General features: G+C 71.0%; 16 protein-coding genes and 3 tRNA genes. 5 read left to right on the top strand and 14 right to left on the bottom strand.

Going from position 1 to position 15,871, the window contains the following annotated elements:
• Positions 1 to 149: 149 nt before the first annotated feature.
• The 6 genes from OG753_RS25140 to OG753_RS25115 form a co-directional block, all read right to left on the bottom strand.
• Entirely contained in the window at positions 150 to 719 is a 570-nt protein-coding gene (locus OG753_RS25140) for a helix-turn-helix domain-containing protein (protein WP_327263965.1), read from the bottom strand.
• A gap of 1,391 nt (positions 720 to 2,110) precedes the next feature.
• Entirely contained in the window at positions 2,111 to 2,539 is a 429-nt protein-coding gene (locus tag OG753_RS25135; RefSeq protein ID WP_327263964.1) for a MaoC family dehydratase, read from the bottom strand.
• A 1-nt stretch (position 2,540) separates the two neighbouring features.
• Complete coding sequence (locus OG753_RS25130) at positions 2,541 to 2,993, bottom strand: MaoC family dehydratase N-terminal domain-containing protein (RefSeq protein ID WP_383198796.1); 453 nt, start codon at positions 2,991 to 2,993, stop codon at positions 2,541 to 2,543.
• Between the two features lie 137 nt (positions 2,994 to 3,130).
• Positions 3,131 to 3,295 (bottom strand): 50S ribosomal protein L33, encoded by a 165-nt coding sequence (gene rpmG, locus OG753_RS25125; RefSeq protein ID WP_003956487.1) that lies wholly within the window; start codon positions 3,293 to 3,295, stop codon positions 3,131 to 3,133.
• A gap of 88 nt (positions 3,296 to 3,383) precedes the next feature.
• Positions 3,384 to 3,456 (bottom strand) — tRNA-Met (locus OG753_RS25120).
• Between the two features lie 48 nt (positions 3,457 to 3,504).
• Positions 3,505 to 3,577 (bottom strand) — tRNA-Thr (locus tag OG753_RS25115).
• A 368-nt stretch (positions 3,578 to 3,945) separates the two neighbouring features.
• Here OG753_RS25115 and OG753_RS25110 point away from each other — a divergent pair.
• Together OG753_RS25110 and OG753_RS25105 are read left to right on the top strand one after the other, a co-directional pair.
• Positions 3,946 to 5,220, top strand: coding sequence for an amidohydrolase family protein (locus tag OG753_RS25110; protein ID WP_327263962.1), 1,275 nt, complete (start codon positions 3,946 to 3,948; stop codon positions 5,218 to 5,220).
• A gap of 53 nt (positions 5,221 to 5,273) precedes the next feature.
• A complete protein-coding gene (locus tag OG753_RS25105) occupies positions 5,274 to 5,930 on the top strand; it encodes an SDR family oxidoreductase (RefSeq protein WP_327263961.1) in 657 nt (218 codons plus the stop codon).
• Between the two features lie 26 nt (positions 5,931 to 5,956).
• Here the strand turns inward: OG753_RS25105 and OG753_RS25100 are convergent, their stop codons facing one another.
• From OG753_RS25100 to OG753_RS25090, 3 genes are all read right to left on the bottom strand, one after another.
• Positions 5,957 to 6,397 carry a DUF3574 domain-containing protein gene (locus tag OG753_RS25100; protein ID WP_327263960.1) on the bottom strand — a complete coding sequence of 147 codons (441 nt, stop codon included), beginning with the start codon at positions 6,395 to 6,397 and terminating at the stop codon, positions 5,957 to 5,959.
• A gap of 41 nt (positions 6,398 to 6,438) precedes the next feature.
• Positions 6,439 to 6,858, bottom strand: coding sequence for a hypothetical protein (locus OG753_RS25095; protein WP_327263959.1), 420 nt, complete (start codon positions 6,856 to 6,858; stop codon positions 6,439 to 6,441).
• Between the two features lie 147 nt (positions 6,859 to 7,005).
• Positions 7,006 to 7,087: transfer RNA gene (locus OG753_RS25090), tRNA-Tyr, on the bottom strand.
• A gap of 200 nt (positions 7,088 to 7,287) precedes the next feature.
• Between OG753_RS25090 and OG753_RS25085 the strand changes: the two genes are divergently transcribed.
• From OG753_RS25085 to OG753_RS25075, 3 genes are all read left to right on the top strand, one after another.
• Positions 7,288 to 7,776 carry a YajQ family cyclic di-GMP-binding protein gene (locus OG753_RS25085; protein ID WP_243333311.1) on the top strand — a complete coding sequence of 163 codons (489 nt, stop codon included), beginning with the start codon at positions 7,288 to 7,290 and terminating at the stop codon, positions 7,774 to 7,776.
• A gap of 195 nt (positions 7,777 to 7,971) precedes the next feature.
• The gene (locus OG753_RS25080) at positions 7,972 to 9,399 is read left to right on the top strand and encodes a SulP family inorganic anion transporter (protein WP_327263936.1); all 1,428 of its coding nucleotides are present in this window, start codon (positions 7,972 to 7,974) and stop codon (positions 9,397 to 9,399) included.
• A gap of 18 nt (positions 9,400 to 9,417) precedes the next feature.
• Entirely contained in the window at positions 9,418 to 10,653 is a 1,236-nt protein-coding gene (locus tag OG753_RS25075) for an amino acid permease (RefSeq protein ID WP_327263935.1), read from the top strand.
• Here the strand turns inward: OG753_RS25075 and OG753_RS25070 are convergent.
• From OG753_RS25070 to OG753_RS25050, 5 genes are all read right to left on the bottom strand, one after another.
• Positions 10,637 to 11,161 carry an SMI1/KNR4 family protein gene (locus tag OG753_RS25070; protein WP_405790218.1) on the bottom strand — a complete coding sequence of 175 codons (525 nt, stop codon included), beginning with the start codon at positions 11,159 to 11,161 and terminating at the stop codon, positions 10,637 to 10,639. The two genes, OG753_RS25075 and OG753_RS25070, sit on opposite strands and share 17 nt — an antisense overlap.
• 144 nt (positions 11,162 to 11,305) lie before the next feature.
• On the bottom strand, positions 11,306 to 11,698 hold the full coding sequence (locus OG753_RS25065; RefSeq protein ID WP_327263933.1) for a YccF domain-containing protein: 393 nt from the start codon (positions 11,696 to 11,698) through the stop codon (positions 11,306 to 11,308).
• A complete protein-coding gene (htpX, locus tag OG753_RS25060; protein ID WP_327266892.1) occupies positions 11,695 to 12,558 on the bottom strand; it encodes a zinc metalloprotease HtpX in 864 nt (287 codons plus the stop codon). Before htpX ends, OG753_RS25065 begins: the two co-directional genes overlap by 4 nt.
• Positions 12,559 to 12,760: 202 nt before the next feature.
• The gene (locus OG753_RS25055) at positions 12,761 to 14,293 is read right to left on the bottom strand and encodes an NADH-quinone oxidoreductase subunit N (RefSeq protein WP_405790216.1); all 1,533 of its coding nucleotides are present in this window, start codon (positions 14,291 to 14,293) and stop codon (positions 12,761 to 12,763) included.
• Complete coding sequence (locus OG753_RS25050) at positions 14,290 to 15,843, bottom strand: NADH-quinone oxidoreductase subunit M (protein ID WP_327263931.1); 1,554 nt, start codon at positions 15,841 to 15,843, stop codon at positions 14,290 to 14,292. The genes OG753_RS25055 and OG753_RS25050 overlap by 4 nt, the downstream gene beginning before the upstream one ends.
• Positions 15,844 to 15,871 lie beyond the last annotated feature (28 nt).

Here is a 15,871-nt window from a genome sequence, read left to right as displayed (position 1 = left end):
CACGCCGGTGAGGATGAGGGCCCAGACGGCGGGCCCGCGGAGCTTGGTGTCCGACTCTTGCGTGTGCACGCTTCCCCCTGCGGTTTGTTAGTTATTGCTGACTAACTTTCTTGGTCATGAAAATGCGCGCGAGCGGATCGCGCGGACACTCACGCCTCCAGGCGACCCGTGGCGCGCGCCGACGGGTAGAGCCCCTCCCAGACCCGGTGCTCGGGCGGGAAGCCCATGGCGGCGAGGGTGTTGATCAGCATCCCGAGAGCCATGAAGGTCGTGGTCTCGTGCGCATCACCCCCCAGCGGCAGGTGGACGGCGTCCCAGAGGTCCATCCAGCCGGCCCGGACGGTCTCACCGAAGACGTGATCACCGGCCGCCTCGGCCGCGGCCACCGTGACGTACACCTGGAGCTGCATCTGCAGCTTGTCCGGGTCCTCGGCGATCAGCCGGGTGTACGCGTTGGCCATGGCCTGCAGGGCCTCTTCGCCGCTCAATCCTTCGGCGGCGGCAATGAAGACGTCCCGCGTGTCACTCAGGCAGCGCTCGGAGGCGGCCAGGAAGATCGCCTGCTTGTTGGGGAAGAGGCGGAACAGATACGGCTGCGAGACACCCACCCGCTTGGCGATCGCCTCGGTGGAGGTGCCGTAGTAGCCACCCCGGGCAAACTCGTGCATCGCCGCCCGAATGACGCTCTCACGTCGCTCATCTGCGCTCATCCTGACCATGAGGCAAAGTTAGTGCGCAATCACTAACCACGTCAAGGGGTGGGGTGGGGTGGGGCGGAGGTGGTGGGGCGGGGGCCTGAGCGGCGCGGGGTGGCTGGGGGATGGTGGGAGCCGAGCGCTCGGGAGTCAGTGACGTGTATGGGGGTTTCCCGTCAGTCTCATCGTCTCTCCGTGTCGGGCCGGCCCCTCAAGGGCGCTCCTCCTTCGTCGTCGCGTCGCTGCGCGATGTCGCTGCGCTCCACCCTTGACCGCCCGTCCCGCCCCGGACATACGAAGACTGTCGGGAAGCCCCCAAAAGAACGAGCCGGGCTATCAAGACAGGGACGGGGTGGTCGGAGATGCCCTGCCCGGTCGGGGGTGAAAGGGCACCTTCCCGAGGCGGGGCCCATGCCGCGCACCGGCCGGGTCGGTGGGCGCGTCCAATCGCTACGCGCTCCTCATCCCTCAGCGTCCGACGACCGTCCGGGGCTGAACATAGGCCGCCCACGCCCTCGGTTCGTCTCACTAGATGCGTCCGGCGACCGTCTGCGGCTGGTCATAAGCCGCCCAAGACGCCCCAGTGCCCCTCATGGAGGGCGCCTGAAGGCTGTCCGGGGTGGAAAAACGCCTGACAGCGGCCATATCGTCGTGGAGCCGGGTCAGCGAGAGCGGACCGCTCGAATCGCCGACCGTTTGCCCCAATTACTCCTGTTTGGGGGCGGGTTTGTGGTGTCACTTGCGCACTGACCCGGATCCACGACGGAATAGCCGAGGCATCAGGCCCTGCCGGCCGTCGGTCGCGGTCCAGGAGAAGCGCATAGCGATCCGAGGCAGCTTATGACCGGCCACAGGCGGTCGTCGGACGCATCTCGCGAGAAGGGCCGGGACCGTGGGCGGCCTATGCCCGGCCCAGGACGGGCTGGAGACGCTGAGACGTCAGGAGCGCGTAGCGATTGGACGCGCTTCCCCCGTCCCGGCCGGCGTGCGGCATGGGCCCCGCCTCGGGAAGGTGCCCTTTCGCGCCCGACCGGGCAGGGCTTCTCCGACCACCCCGTCCCTGTCTTGATAGCCCGGCTCGTTCTTTTGGGGGCTTCCCGACAGTCTTCGTATGTCCGGGGCGGGACGGGCGGTCAAGGGTGGCCGCAGGCCATCGCGCAGCGACGCGACGAAGGAGCGCCCTTGAGGGGCCGGCCCGACACGGAGAGACGATGAGACTGACGGGAAACCCCCATACACATCCCTGACCGCCGCCCGAGCGGCTCCCGCCGCCCCGGCCACCCCGCGCCCCTCAATCCCCCGCCCGACCAAACTCAGCCGCCCCCGACCCGCCCCCACCCACACAAAAGGGCGGAGGCGCCACCCGGCCGCCCCCGCCCCTACAACCTCTCAACCCGTCAACCCGTCATCCGATCTCAGGCGAGTTCGACCACCGCGCGGGACATGCCCAGGACCTTCTGGCCCGCGCTCATGGCCGTCAGGTCGACCCGGACGCGGTTGTCGTCCATCTTCGCGGCGACCTTCGCGGTGACCTCGATCAGGCCGCCCCGGTCGTCGTTCGGGACCACGACCGGCTTGGTGAAGCGCACGCCGTACTCGACCACCGCACCCGCGTCGCCGACCCAGTCGGTCACCACGCGGATCGCCTCGGCCATGGTGAACATGCCGTGCGCGATGACGTCCGGCAGTCCGACCTCCTTGGCGAACTTCTCGTTCCAGTGGATCGGGTTGAAGTCGCCCGAGGCGCCCGCGTACTGGACGAGCGTGGCGCGCGTCACGGGGAAGGACGCCGCCGGCAGCTCGGTGCCGACCTCGACGTCGGCGTACTGGATCTGTGCAGCCATGTCAGGCCTCCTCGGGAGCGCGGGAGACGAGCTTCGTCCACGCCGTCACCACGTGTTCGCCGCTCTCGTCGTGGACCTCGCCGCGGATGTCGATGACGTCATTGCCCGCGAGCGACTTCACGGACTCGATGGTGGAGACCACCGACAGCCGGTCGCCGGCCCGCACCGGGCGGGAGTACGCGAACTTCTGGTCACCGTGCACGACGCGGCTGTAGTCCAGTCCCAGCTGCGGGTCCTCTACGACCTGACCGGCCGCCTTGAAAGTGATCGCAAACACAAAAGTCGGCGGAGCGATCACATCGGGGTAGCCGTACGACTTCGCGGCTTCGGGATCGGTGTAGACGGGATTGGTGTCACCCACCGCAACCGCGAATTCGCGGATCTTCTCCCGGCCGACCTCGTACGGATCGGTGGGCGGGTAGCTCCGCCCCACGAAGGACTGGTCGAGAGCCATGACTCACTACCTCCTGATGAAGGGACACGAATGACACAAGAACAAAGACAGGAACGAGCACGGAAACGACACGAGGCCGCCCCCCAATGAAGGGGACGACCTCATGACGGTGCCTGTTATTCGAGACTTCGCTGGGGTCAGCGGGTCTCGCGGTGCGCGGTGTGCGAGTTGCAGCGCGGGCAGTGCTTCTTCATCTCAAGACGGTCCGGGTTGTTACGCCGGTTCTTCTTGGTGATGTAGTTCCGCTCCTTGCACTCCACGCAGGCCAGCGTGATCTTCGGGCGGACGTCGGTGGCAGCCACGTGAGTGCTCCTTGACGGAAATTGGGACGGATGAACGCATACAAGAGTAGCCGACCGGGAGACCGACCCCGCAATCGGCTACTGTGTGTAGCGGCGACCGGACTTGAACCGGTGACACAGCGATTATGAGCCGCTTGCTCTACCGACTGAGCTACGCCGCTTTGATGTGATCAGCTCCCCACCCGAGGGTGGGGAACCTCTCTCACCAGAGCCCCAATGCGGAATCGAACCGCAGACCTTCTCCTTACCATGGAGACGCTCTACCGACTGAGCTATTGGGGCGAGCGATGAAGACATTACACGGTTGCCTGCCGATCGCCCAAATCCTTTGCGGGGACAGGGCTCCGAGGGGGTTCGCCGGCTCTTCCCGATCAGCCCACGGATCACTCCCGACCCACTTTTCGGTCGGATTGTGGGCGGGGTCACACTCCGGCGCCCGCCGAACGGAGCCGCGCCGGCCGGTGGGGCGCACGCGCGGGCGCTCGGCGCGCGGGCACCACACCGGTACGACTATTGCGCTCTTCCGCGAAGCGGCGGGCGCTGCGCCCTAGGCTCTGAGCACGCTGCGTGATCTTGGGCTGCGGGCCGCGGGCTGCAGGGACGGCCACGGCCACGGCTCCAGGAACCGCCCGAGCCACCGCAGGAGCGCGATGTCCGACAGCCAGCCGCAGCAGCCGTTCCAGTCGCCCCGCAGCGGTGGCGGCCATGGCAACGCGGCCGCAGCCGAGGCCACCACCCTGCTGCTCGCCGGGGCCCGCCTCACCGACGGCCGCACCGTCGACGTGCGCCTCGGCGGCGGTCGGATCCAGGCCGTCGGCACCGCGGGCAGCCTCACCTCCCCCGCGCTGTCCCGGGTGGACCTGACCGGCTACCTGTTGCTGCCCGCCCCCGCCGAGCCGCACGCCCACGGGGACACCGCACTGACCGCCGACGGCGAGGGGCCCGTCTCCTACACGCCCGACGAGGTCCAGCGCCGGGCCACCGAATCCGCCCTGCTCCAGCTCGGCCACGGCGCCACCGCGGTCCGCTCCCACGTCCGCATCGGCGACGTGCACGGCCTCGGCCCCATGGAGGCCGTCCTCCAGGCCCGCCGCTCCCTGCGCGGGCTCGCCGACCTCACCGCCGTGGCCGTCCCCCGGCTGCTGACCGGGGTGGCGGGCGCGGACGGGCTCGCCATGCTGCGGGACGCGGTCAAGATGGGCGCCTCCGTGATCGGCGGCTGCCCGGACCTGGACCCGGACCCGACGGGCTTCCTCGAAGCCGTTCTGGAACTCGCCGCCGAGCACGGCTGCCCCGTCGATCTGCACACGGACGGTGACGACCCGGCCCGCCTCTCCCGCCTCGCGGCGATGGCCGGCGGGCTCCGCCCCGGGGTGACCATCGGCCCCTGCGGCGGCCTGTCCCGGCTCCCGCTCGACGCGGCGGCCCGCGCCGCCGACCAGCTGGCCGCAGCCGGCGTACGGGTGACCTGCCTGCCCCAGGGCGACTGCGCGGCCCTGGAGCGCCGCGGCCTGCGCACCGCGCCCGTACGGCTGCTGCGGGCCTCCGGGGTGCGCGTCGCGGCCGGCAGCGGAGCGCTGCGGGACGCCGGGAACCCCGTCGGCCGCGGGGACCCGCTGGAGGCCGCGTACCTGCTGGCCTCTCAGGGCGGCCTCCGGGCGGGCGAGGCCTACGACTCCGTCAGCGCCTGCGCCCGCGAGGCCATGGGCCTGCCGGAGGTCCGGGTGGAGGCCGGTTTCCCGGCGGAGCTGCTCGCCGTGCGCGGGGACCGGATCGCGGGTGTGCTGTCCCTCGCCTACAGCCGGATCGTCATCCACCGCGGGCGCGTCGTAGCCCGTACGAGTGCCGTACGCGAGTACTGCGACTCCGCCGTCGCGGTGGCCCTGGACCTGCCCCGGCAGGGCCGTACGGAGCCCGGCCCCTGAAGTTCGCCGTCCGTTCGCGGGCGTGGGCGCCCGGCTCGTCGTACGGTCGGGTCATGCGCATCGTCATCGCGGGTGGACACGGTCAGATCGCGCTGCGGCTGGAGCGCCTGCTCGCCGCGCGCGGGTACGAGGTCGCGGGCATCGTCCGCGATCCGGCGCAGGGCGACGACCTGAGGCAGGCCGGCGCCGAGCCGGTGCTCTGCGATCTGGAATCGGCCTCGGTGGAGCATGTGGCGGGGATTCTGCAGGGCGCGGACGTGGCGGTGTTCGCTGCCGGTGCGGGCCCCGGCAGCGGGATCGGGAGGAAGGACACAGTGGACCGTGGCGCGGCCGTGCTGTTCGCCGACGCCGCCGAACGGGCCGGCGTAGGGCGCTTCCTGATGGTCTCTTCGATGGGCGCGGACGCGCACCACGGGGGCGACGAGGTCTTCGACGCGTACCTGCGGGCCAAGGGCGAGGCCGATGACCACGTACGGACCCGGCTGGGCCTGGAGTGGACCGTCCTGCGCCCCGGTTCACTGATCGACGACGCCGGGACGGGCCTGGTCCGTCTGGAGGTGCAGACGGGCCGGGGAGCCGTCCCGCGCGACGACGTGGCGGCGGTCCTGGCGGAGTTGGTCGAGACCCCGGCGACGGCGGGTCTGACCCTGGAGCTGGTCTCCGGTTCGACTCCGGTCCAGGTGGCCGTGAAGGACGTGGCGGGCAACTGAGTCCGCAGCGTCGCCCGTCCGGCGGTTCAGAAGCCGGCGTTCACCTTGTCGTCGGACCGGCCGACCGAGTCCTGCTGGTACCGGTCCTCGTAGGCCTGCCGGATCCGCTCGATGCGTGTGCTTCGCTCGCCCGCCTCCTTCTCCGGGTACAGCAGGACCACCTCGTACGAGGTCTCCCGGACGATCTTGCCGTCCTGCCCGCGCCACTGGCCGTACCCGTCGTGGAGGGTCAGCCCCTCGGGGAAGGCGGGGGTGATCTCCCGGTCCAGGAACCGCATGAACTCGCGTTCCTCGACCGGATTCGTTCCGTCGGTCCGTTGGGTTCCGAAGTACAGCCGGGTCTCCTGGTAGGGCGCTCCCACGTCCGTGTGGAGCGCTGCTCCCACCAGAGCCGGAATCCCTGCTCCGAGCAGGGCCATGAGCACCCCGCCGCCGACCTTCCCGCGCGTGTCAGATGTCCATTTCACCCCCGGAGAACGAACCGGAGCCGCCGACGTTGCGGCCGTGGTCAGTAGGTCAGGCGCCGCCGCCACCAGGGTTCGTCGGGGGCGGCGTACGGATCGTTCAGGGTGCGGGCGAGGAAGCGCTCGTCGAGCGGGTCGATGACGGCGCGCAACTGGCGCCGGGCCCGGGGCGGGAGGAGGTGGCAGATGCTCTCCAGGGTCCCGCGGCACCAGCCCACCGAGTCGCAGCAGCCGTGGTCGTCGTCGGCCGCCGGGTAGATGATCCACGGTCCCCGCTGGTACACGGTCCTGTGCCAGTGCCTCAGGGACCGGTACGTGTCCCCGCGCCGGAACCGGCGGTGCTCGACGCGGGCGATCGCGGCGAGGGTGGCGGCGGAGACCCCTGGGACGACCCCGCGCTCGGGGAGTGCGGGTGTGCGGGCGGGCAGGTCCGTCCTGACCTGCGAAGGTGCCTTACGCGGCATGGACCTTTCGGCTGCTGATGCTGATCACCGGACCAGGATGCCGGAGTCGCACCGTCCTCGCCCAACCCTTTTGTTGCTCCGGAAGGCCGATAACGGAAGAACCCCCGCTCACTGTGATTCCACAGATGAACGGGGGTTCCACTCGCGTGGCGGCGCCAGGGTTCGAACCTGGGTAGGCTGAGCCGGCAGATTTACAGTCTGCTCCCTTTGGCCACTCGGGCACACCGCCAAGAGACGCTGCCATTTTTTCCGCCTTGCGGCGGCGCTCCCTGGCAACGACGTAAACGATACCCGATGACCGGGGGTGCTTCGCCACCGGATTGATCAGCGCTGCGGGTGGGCGCGGTGGCTAGGCTTTGCCGAGCGGTCCGGGCATGTCCGGCCGCACCCTCCGGGGTGATCGCAACCGACTTCAAGGAGCCACAGCACATGGCCGACTCCAGTTTCGACATCGTCTCGAAGGTCGAGCGGCAGGAGGTCGACAACGCCCTCAACCAGTCCGCCAAGGAGCTCTCGCAGCGCTACGACTTCAAGGGCACCGGCGCCACGATCGCCTGGTCCGGCGAGAAGATCCTGATGGAGGCGAACTCCGAGGAGCGCGTGAAGGCCGTCCTCGACGTCTTCGAGACCAAGCTGGTCAAGCGCGGGATCTCGCTGAAGGCGCTGGACGCCGGGGAGCCGCAGCTGTCCGGCAAGGAGTACAAGATCTTCGCCACCATCGAGGAGGGCATCTCCCAGGAGAACGCCAAGAAGGTCGCGAAGATCATCCGGGACGAGGGTCCCAAGGGCGTCAAGGCCCAGGTCCAGGGCGAGGAGCTGCGCGTCAGCTCGAAGAGCCGTGACGACCTCCAGGAGGTCCAGGCGCTGCTCAAGGGCAAGGACCTGGACTTCGCGATCCAGTTCGTGAACTACCGCTGACCCGTTTGCGCGGTTCTGCCCCACGCCGGCCCGGCGGTCCTCACCGACCGCTGGGCCGCGGCGGTTGCGCGGGGGGTGTGAGCGGGGCGTGTGCGGCGCACGCGCCACCGCGGACTCCTGTGGGCACTTGGGCGGTGATGAGTGCGCCCAGCACGCTGGGTGGCATCACATCACCGCGTGGCAGGGGGTTCTCGCATGCCTGGGGCCGGCTCGTTTCGTGATGACTTCGGGGCGTCCGTCGTCGTCGCGCTGGTCGCATTACCCCTGTGCGTGGGGGTGGCGGTCGCCTCCGGGGTGCCGGCCGAGCTGGGGATCGTCACCGGGGTGATCGGCGGGCTGGTCACCGGCTGGTTCCGCGGGAGCTCCCTGCAGGTGAGCGGGCCCGCCGCCGGGCTCACCGTGCTCGTCTACGAGGCGGTGCAGGCCTACGGTCTCCCCGCGCTCGGAGTACTGGTGCTGGCCGCCGGGGTGGTGCAGCTGGGCATGGGGGTGCTGCGGCTCGGGCGGTGGTTCCGGGCGATCTCCGTCGCCGTCGTGCACGGGATGCTGGCCGGGATCGGGCTGGTCCTGATCTCCGGGCAGTTGTACGCCCTGGGCGGTGTGCCGGCTCCGGGGCAGACCCTCGCGAAGCTGGCCGGGGTCCACGAGCTCGGCGCGCAGGCCGACTTGGCCGCCGTCCTGCTGGGGGTCGGGACGATCGCCCTCATGGTCGCCTGGCGCCGGATGCCCGCCAGGCTGCGGATCGTGCCCGGGGCGCTCGTCGGCGTGGCCGCCGCGACCGCCGCGGCCGCCTTGCTGCGGCTGCCCGTCGAGAAGGTACGGGTGACCGGCGCACTGGCGGCCGTGTCCCCGCCCGCCTGGGGCGACTTCGAGGTGCTGGCCTCGGTCGGCGCGGCCGGGACCGTGGTCGCGCTGGCGCTGATCGCCTCCGCCGAGACGCTGTTCAGCGCAGCCGCCGTGGACCGCATGCACGACGGGCCCAGGACGGAGTACGACAAGGAACTCATCGCCCAGGGTGTGGGCAACAGCGTGTGCGGGCTGCTCGGCGCACTGCCGATGACCGCGGTCATCGTGCGCAGCGCCGCCAATGTGGAGGCCGGGGCGCGCACCCGCGCGGCCCGGGTGATGCACGGCGGCTGGCTGCTGCTCTTCGCCGTGGCGTTCCCCCGGGTTCTGGAGAGCGTGCCGCTGGCCGCGCTGGCCGGGGTGCTGCTGCACGCGGGCTGGAAGCTGCTGCCGGCCAGGGCGGTGGCGGCGCTGTGGCGGACGCACCGGGGCGAGGCGGTGGTGCTCGTGGTGACGGCCTCGGCGATCCTGGTCACCAATCTCTTCGAGGGGGTGCTGATCGGGCTGGGCCTGGCCGTCGCGAAGGCGGCCTGGGAGACCTCCCACGTGCACATCGAGGAGGTGTGGGAGGACGAGGAGCTGTGCGTGCGGGTCGTGGGGAACGCCAGCTTCCTGAGGCTGCCCAAGCTGCTCGACGCCCTGGACGCGCTGCCGCACGGGCAGCCGGTGCGGCTGGACCTGAGCGGGCTGCGCCACCTGGATCACGCCTGTCTGACCGCCCTGGAGGGCTGGGAACGCACCCGGGCGCCGCTCCCCGGCCGGGAGGGCGTCATCTAGCGGGGTTACCCTCCGCCCGTGGAAGCCGAACTGAAGCGCACCCTCGGGGTGTTCGACGCCGTCGTCATCGGGCTCGGCGCGATGGTGGGCGCCGGTATTTTCGCCGCTCTCGCGCCCGCGGCGCGGGCGGCGGGCGGCGCGCTGCTGGCCGCTCTCGCCCTGGCGGCCCTGGTGGCCTACTGCAACGCGCACTCCTCGGCTCGGCTTGCTGCCCGGTATCCGGCTTCCGGCGGCACGTACGTCTACGGGCGCGAGCGGCTCGGACCCTTCTGGGGGTATCTGGCCGGCTGGGGCTTCGTGATCGGCAAGACCGCGTCCTGTGCGGCGATGGCACTGACGGTGGGTGCCTACGTGTGGCCGGGGCGCGAGCACGCCGTGGCCGTGGCGGGGGTGGTGGCGATCACCGCGGCGAGCTACGGCGGTGTCCAGAAGTCCGCCCGGATCGCCCGGCTGATCGTGGCGGCGGTCCTGGCGGTGCTGGCAGGGGTGGTCGTGGTGTGCCTGTCCTCGGATCCGGCAGGACCGGAGCGGCTCGCCGGGGCGCACTGGACCCCTTTCGGGCTGTTGCAGGGCGCCGGCCTGCTGTTCTTCGCCTTCGCGGGCTACGCCCGGATCACCACCCTCGGCGAGGAGGTGCGGGACCCGGAACGGACGATCCCGCGGGCGGTGCCGGTCGCGCTGGGGATCGCACTGCTGGTGTACGCCGCGGTGGCGGTGGCGGCGCTGTCGGTGCTCGGCGTCGAGGGGCTGGCCCGGTCGGCGGCTCCGCTGGCCGACGCGGTCCGGGCGGCGGGCGCGCCGGAACTGGCGCCGGTCGTCCGGGTGGGCGCGGCCCTGGCCGCGCTGGGCTCGTTGCTGGCGCTCGTGCTCGGGGTGTCGCGGACCGTGCTGGCGATGGCGCGGGACGGGCATCTCCCGCGCGCGCTGGCTGCCGTACACCCCCGGCACCGGGTGCCGCACCATGCGGAGCTCGCGGTGGGTGCGGTCGTGGCGGTGCTGGCGGCCTCCGCCGATCTGCGGGGCGCGATCGGTTTCTCCTCCTTCGGAGTGCTCGTCTACTACGCGATCGCGAACGCCTCTGCGTGGACTCTCGATTCAGCTGTCAAGGGTCGGGCCGTGGCAGCGGTCGGGCTGTCCGGCTGTGTGGTGCTGGCTTGTGCGCTGCCCCCGGATTCGGCGGTCACGGGGGCGGCGGTGCTGGCGGTGGGCGCACTGGCCTACGGGCTGCGGGGGCGGCTCAGATCCGGGATCTGAACTCGGCCCAGGGCGCCAGCTCCAGGTCGTACTCCTCCCCCAGGCCGGATTCCTCGCAGAACCAGGCGGTGCCGTCGAGCCAGCCGCGCAGCCAGCCCGCCAGGCTCGGGCTGTCGAGGGACCAGGCCAGGTCCGGCTCCCCCGGATTCGGGTCGAACAGCAGGACCTGGGCGGTGTCGGAGCGGCAGTCCACGCAGGCGTACATGGCGCAACCGAGGTCGGCCACGGGCAGCACTCCCTCGGGCCAGCGCCATCCGGAGACGCGCTGCGCCTCGTAGGCGGCGACGGCCTGGCGCAGGGGCAGCAGGCCGTGTTCGGGGCCGAAGCCGCCGTCGCCGACGTGGGTGTAGAGACGGGTGAGCAGCGGGGGCAGGGCGAAGCCGACTATGCCCTCGGCCCGGGCGGCCTCACCGGAGGCCAGCGGCCCCGGCAGGGGCTTTCCGTGCCCCTGCGCGGAGTTGCGTACGCGCTCTGCGACTTGCTCCAGCAACTGCTCGGTCTCGTTCATGCGTTCATGGTGACGCACACCACCGACAACCCGCCCGGCCTGTGGACAACCTCGGCGCCGGACGCCTGCGGGCGCCGGCGCGGTGGCGGAGAAAGGTCTCCGCCGCCTCGCACGACGCCCGCAGGGCGGTCCGGACGGACTGTGTCACCGAGAGGCGAACGGGGCGTCCGTCGGGACGATCTCGCGGCCCAGCGGGAGCAGGGCGAGCGGGACCATCTTGAAGTTGGCGATGCCGAAGGGGATGCCGATGAGCGTCACGCACAGCGCGATGCCCGTGAAGATGTGGCCCAGGGCCAGCCACCAGCCCGCCAGGACCAGCCACAGGACGTTGCCGATGGCGGAGCCCGCGCCCGCGTCGTGGCGCTCGACGGTGGTGTAGCCGAAGGGCCAGAGGGCGTAGACGGCAATGCGGAAGGCGGCGATGCCGAAGGGGATGCCGATGATCGTGATGCAGAGGATCGCACCCGCGAGGACGTAGCCCAGGAACAGCCAGATGCCGCTGAGGATGAGCCAAATGATGTTGAGGATTGTCTTCACTGGCGGCGGCCTGCCATCTGTTCGAGCCGGGCGATGCGCTCGGCCATCGGAGGGTGGGTGGAGAACATCTTGGTAAGGCCCGCACCTGGCCGGAACGGGTTGGCGATCATCATATGACTCGCCGTTTCCAGGCGGGGCTCCGGCGGCAGCGGAAGCTGCTTGGTGCCCGCGTCGAGCTTGCGCAGGGCGCTGGCCAGGGCGAGCGGGTCCCCGGTGAGCTGGGCGCCGGAGGCGTCGGCCTCGTACTCGCGCGAGCGGCTGATGGCCAGCTGGATCACGGAGGCGGCCAGGGGGCCCAGGATCATGATGAGCAGCATGCCCAGCAGGCCGGGGCCCTCGTCGTCGTTCGACCGACCGATCGGGATGAGCCAGGCGAAATTGACCAGGAACATGATCACCGAGGCGAGTGCGCCGGCGACCGAGGAGATCAGGATGTCGCGGTTGTAGACGTGGCTGAGCTCGTGGCCGATGACGCCGCGCAGCTCGCGCTCGTCGAGGATGCGCAGGATGCCCTCGGTGCAGCAGACGGCCGCGTTGCGCGGGTTGCGGCCGGTGGCGAAGGCGTTGGGTGCCTCGGTGGGCGAGATGTAGAGGCGTGGCATGGGCTGGCGGGCGGATGTGGAGAGTTCCCGCACCATGCGGTAGAGCTGCGGAGCCTCGAATTCGCTCACGGGGCGGGCGCGCATCGCGCGTAGAGCCAGCTTGTCGCTGTTCCAGTACGCGTAGGCGTTCGTCCCGAGGGCGACGAGGACGGCGATGATCAGGCCGCCCCGTCCGAAGAAGCTGCCGATGAGGATGATGAGTGCGGACAGCCCGCCGAGGAGTACGGCGGTCTTCAGCCCGTTGTGCCGGCGGTGCACGGTACGCCCTCCAGGTGGTGCGGCAGGGAAGCCCGTCATGGATGTGAGGGTCTACGGTCCAGTGGACCCTCCCTCCCTGGTCAACGCGAGGTGAGGGCGTCAGGTTCCCAGGGCACGGTGGAGCGGCCGCCCGCCGCCGCCCCTGCGGGAGGGGCGGCGGGGCCGCGGGGTGCGCTGCTCCGCACGGGTGACGGGGCTCCTGCTACTGCGCGAAGAGGCTGCCCGACGTGACGCGCAGGATGAGCTCCGGGGCGCCCGATAGGACGACCGCCGTGATCGCGGTGAGGACGATGGCCGCCGTCACCGGCCAGGGGGCCCGCGTACGGGTCTGCGCGCCCTCGGGGGTGCGGAAGAGCAGGGCCGTCCAGCGCAGGTAGTAGTACAGGGCGATGACGACGTTGATCGCCATGACCACGGCCAGCCAGCCGAGCCCTGCGTCGACCGCGGACCGGAAGACGGTGACCTTGGCGAAGAGCCCGATGATGCCCGGCGGCAGGCCGGCCAGGCAGAGCAGGAAGAAGGCCAGCGAGAGGGCGGCCGCCGGGCGCTCCGCGTACAGGCCGCGGTAGTCGCTGAGCCGGTTGAGCGGCTTCGTACGGGCGACCAGGGCGGCCACGGCGAAGGCGCCGAGGTTCACGGCGGCGTACATGAGGGCGTAGGCGAGGGTGGAGCCGATCTGGTCGCGCTCGGAGTACGCGGCGGCGGCGATCGGGACCAGCAGGTAACCGGCCTGGCCGACCGAGGACCAGGCGAGGAGCCTGACGGCACTGTTCGGGCGGTCCGCGGACTGGCGCACCGCGGCGGCGTTGCCCAGGGTCATGGTGAGCGCGGCGAGGACGGCGAGGGCCGGGCCCCAGATGTCGGAGTACGCCGGGAAGGCGATCACCGTGACGAGGATGAGGCCGGTGAAGCCGACGGCCTTGCCGATCACCGAGAGGTAGCCGGCGATGGGCAGCGGGGCGCCGACGTAGGTGTCGGGGACCCAGAAGTGGAAGGGGACGGCCGCGGTCTTGAAGGCGAAGCCGACGAGGGTGAGCGCGACACCGGCCATGGCGAGGGTGCCGAGCTGCCCGGGGACGTCTTCGAGGCGGTCGGCGACCTGGGTGAGGTGCAGGGATCCGGTGACGGCGTAGACGAAGCTGACACCCATCAGCGACACGGCGGTGGCGGTGACGGAGGACAGGAAGAACTTCAGGGCGGCCTCGGAGGAGAGCCGGTCGCCGCGGCGCATGCCGACGAGGGCGAAGGCGGGCAGCGAGGCGACTTCGAGCGCGACGATCAGGGTGGCGAGGTCGCGAGAGGCGGGCAGCAGGGCGGCGCCGGCGGCCGAGGACAGCAGCAGGAACCAGTACTCGCCGGCCGGCATGCGGGTGTCTCGGACGGCGGTGACCGATACCAGGGCGGTGACCAGGGCGCCGGCCAGCACGAGGAACTGCACGACGAGCGTGAAGTGGTCGGCGACGTAGCTGCAGGCCTCCGGGTCGCCGGTGAGGCAGAAGGTGGTGCGGTCACCGGCGCGCAGGGGCAGCAGCGAGGCCGTCGCGGCCGCCAGGCCGGCCACCGAGATCCAGCCGAGGACCGGCTTGTGGCGCTCGGGGATGAAGAGGTCGGCGACGAGGACGAGCAGGCCGACGGCGGCGGTGATCACCACGGGTGCGATGGCGAGCCAGTCGACGGACTGGACCAGGCTCGGGGCCTCGGCGGAGAGGACCGTCAGGGCCGTCATGGCCGTCATGAGTTGCCTCCTGCGAGGAGCTTCTGGACGGCCGGATCGGTGAGGCCGAGGAGGACCGCGGGCCACAGGCCGGCGAGGACGGTGAGGGCGACGAGCGGGGTCCAGGCGGCGAACTCGTAGTGCTGGATGTCCGCGACGGCGAGCTCGGGACCGGCTTTGGGGTCTCCCATGCAGACGCGCCGTACGACGATCAGCAGGTAGGCCGCGGTGAGCAGGGTGCCGAACGCGCCGATGGCCGTGTAGGTGAGGAACGCGGGGCGGGAGAGGCCCTCGGCGGGGTCGAAGGCGCCGAAGAGGGCCAGCATCTCGCCCCAGAAGCCGGCCAGGCCCGGGAGGCCCAGGGAGGCGACGGCGGCGAAGGCGAGGAACGCGCCGAGGCGGGGGGCGCGGCCGTAGAGGGCTGCGCCGGTGGCTCCGGCGAGGGTGTCGAGGTCGGCGGTGCCGTAGCGGTCCTTGAGGGCGCCGACCAGGAAGAAGAGGAGGCCGGTGATCAGGCCGTGGGCGATGTTCGCGAAGAGCGCGCCGTTGACGCCGGTGGGGGTCATGCTCGCGATGCCGAGGAGCACGAAGCCCATGTGGCCGACGGAGGAGTAGGCGATGAGGCGCTTGAGGTCGCCCTTGTTCCCCTTGCGGGCCAGCGCGAGGCAGGCGAGCGATCCGTAGACGATGCCGACGACGGCGAAGGCGCCCAGGTAGGGGGCGAAGGTGGCCATGCCGTCGGGGGTGACGGGGAGCAGGATGCGGACGAACCCGTACGTGCCCATCTTGAGCAGGACGCCGGCCAGCAGGACGGATCCGACGGTGGGCGCGGCGGTGTGGGCGTCCGGCAGCCAGCTGTGCAGGGGCCACATCGGGGTCTTCACGGCGAGGCCGATTCCGATGGAGGCCACGGCCAGGAGCTGGGTGGTGCTGGACAGTTCGCGGCCGTTGTCAGAGGCGAGTGCCACCATGTCGAATGTGCCCGCCGTCACACCGATGAGGAGGAGTCCGAGCAGCATGACGACGGAGCCGAGGAGCGTGTAGAGGATGAACTTCCAGGCGGCGGCCTGCCGCTGAGCACCGCCCCAGCGGGCGATGAGGAAGTACATCGGGATGAGGACCATCTCGAAGGCGAGGAAGAAGAGCAGCAGGTCGAGTACGGCGAAGGTCGCGAGGGTGCCGGACTCCAGGACCAGGAGCAGGGCGACGAAGGCCTTCGGGGAGGGTCCTTCGGGGAGCTTGAAGTAGCTGTAGAGCGCGCAGAGGAAGAACAGCAGCGCGGTCATCAGGAGGAGGGGGAGCGAGATGCCGTCGATGCCGAGGTGGATCCGGACGTTCAGCGCCTGGATCCAGCTGATGTCCGTCGTCGCCTGGAAGCGGGACGGGGCGTCGTGGTCGAAGCCCAGGGCGAGGGCGATGGCCGCGGCGAGGATCACTCCGGTCACGGTGACGCCGTGGCGGAGCACGGCCTGTTCGGGGCTCTTGCCCTTGAGGCCGGGCGGGGCGGGCAGGAGCGCCGCGGCGGAGCCGAGGAGCGGTGCGGCCACGACGAACGCCAGAAGGAACTGCATCACGGACGGGCTGATATCAATCACGGCT

Source organism: Streptomyces sp. NBC_00029, from assembly GCF_045160505.1.
GTDB lineage: Bacteria > Actinomycetota > Actinomycetes > Streptomycetales > Streptomycetaceae > Streptomyces.
Note: the sequence above shows the minus strand (reverse complement) of the source record. Positions and strands in the feature narration are given on the sequence as shown.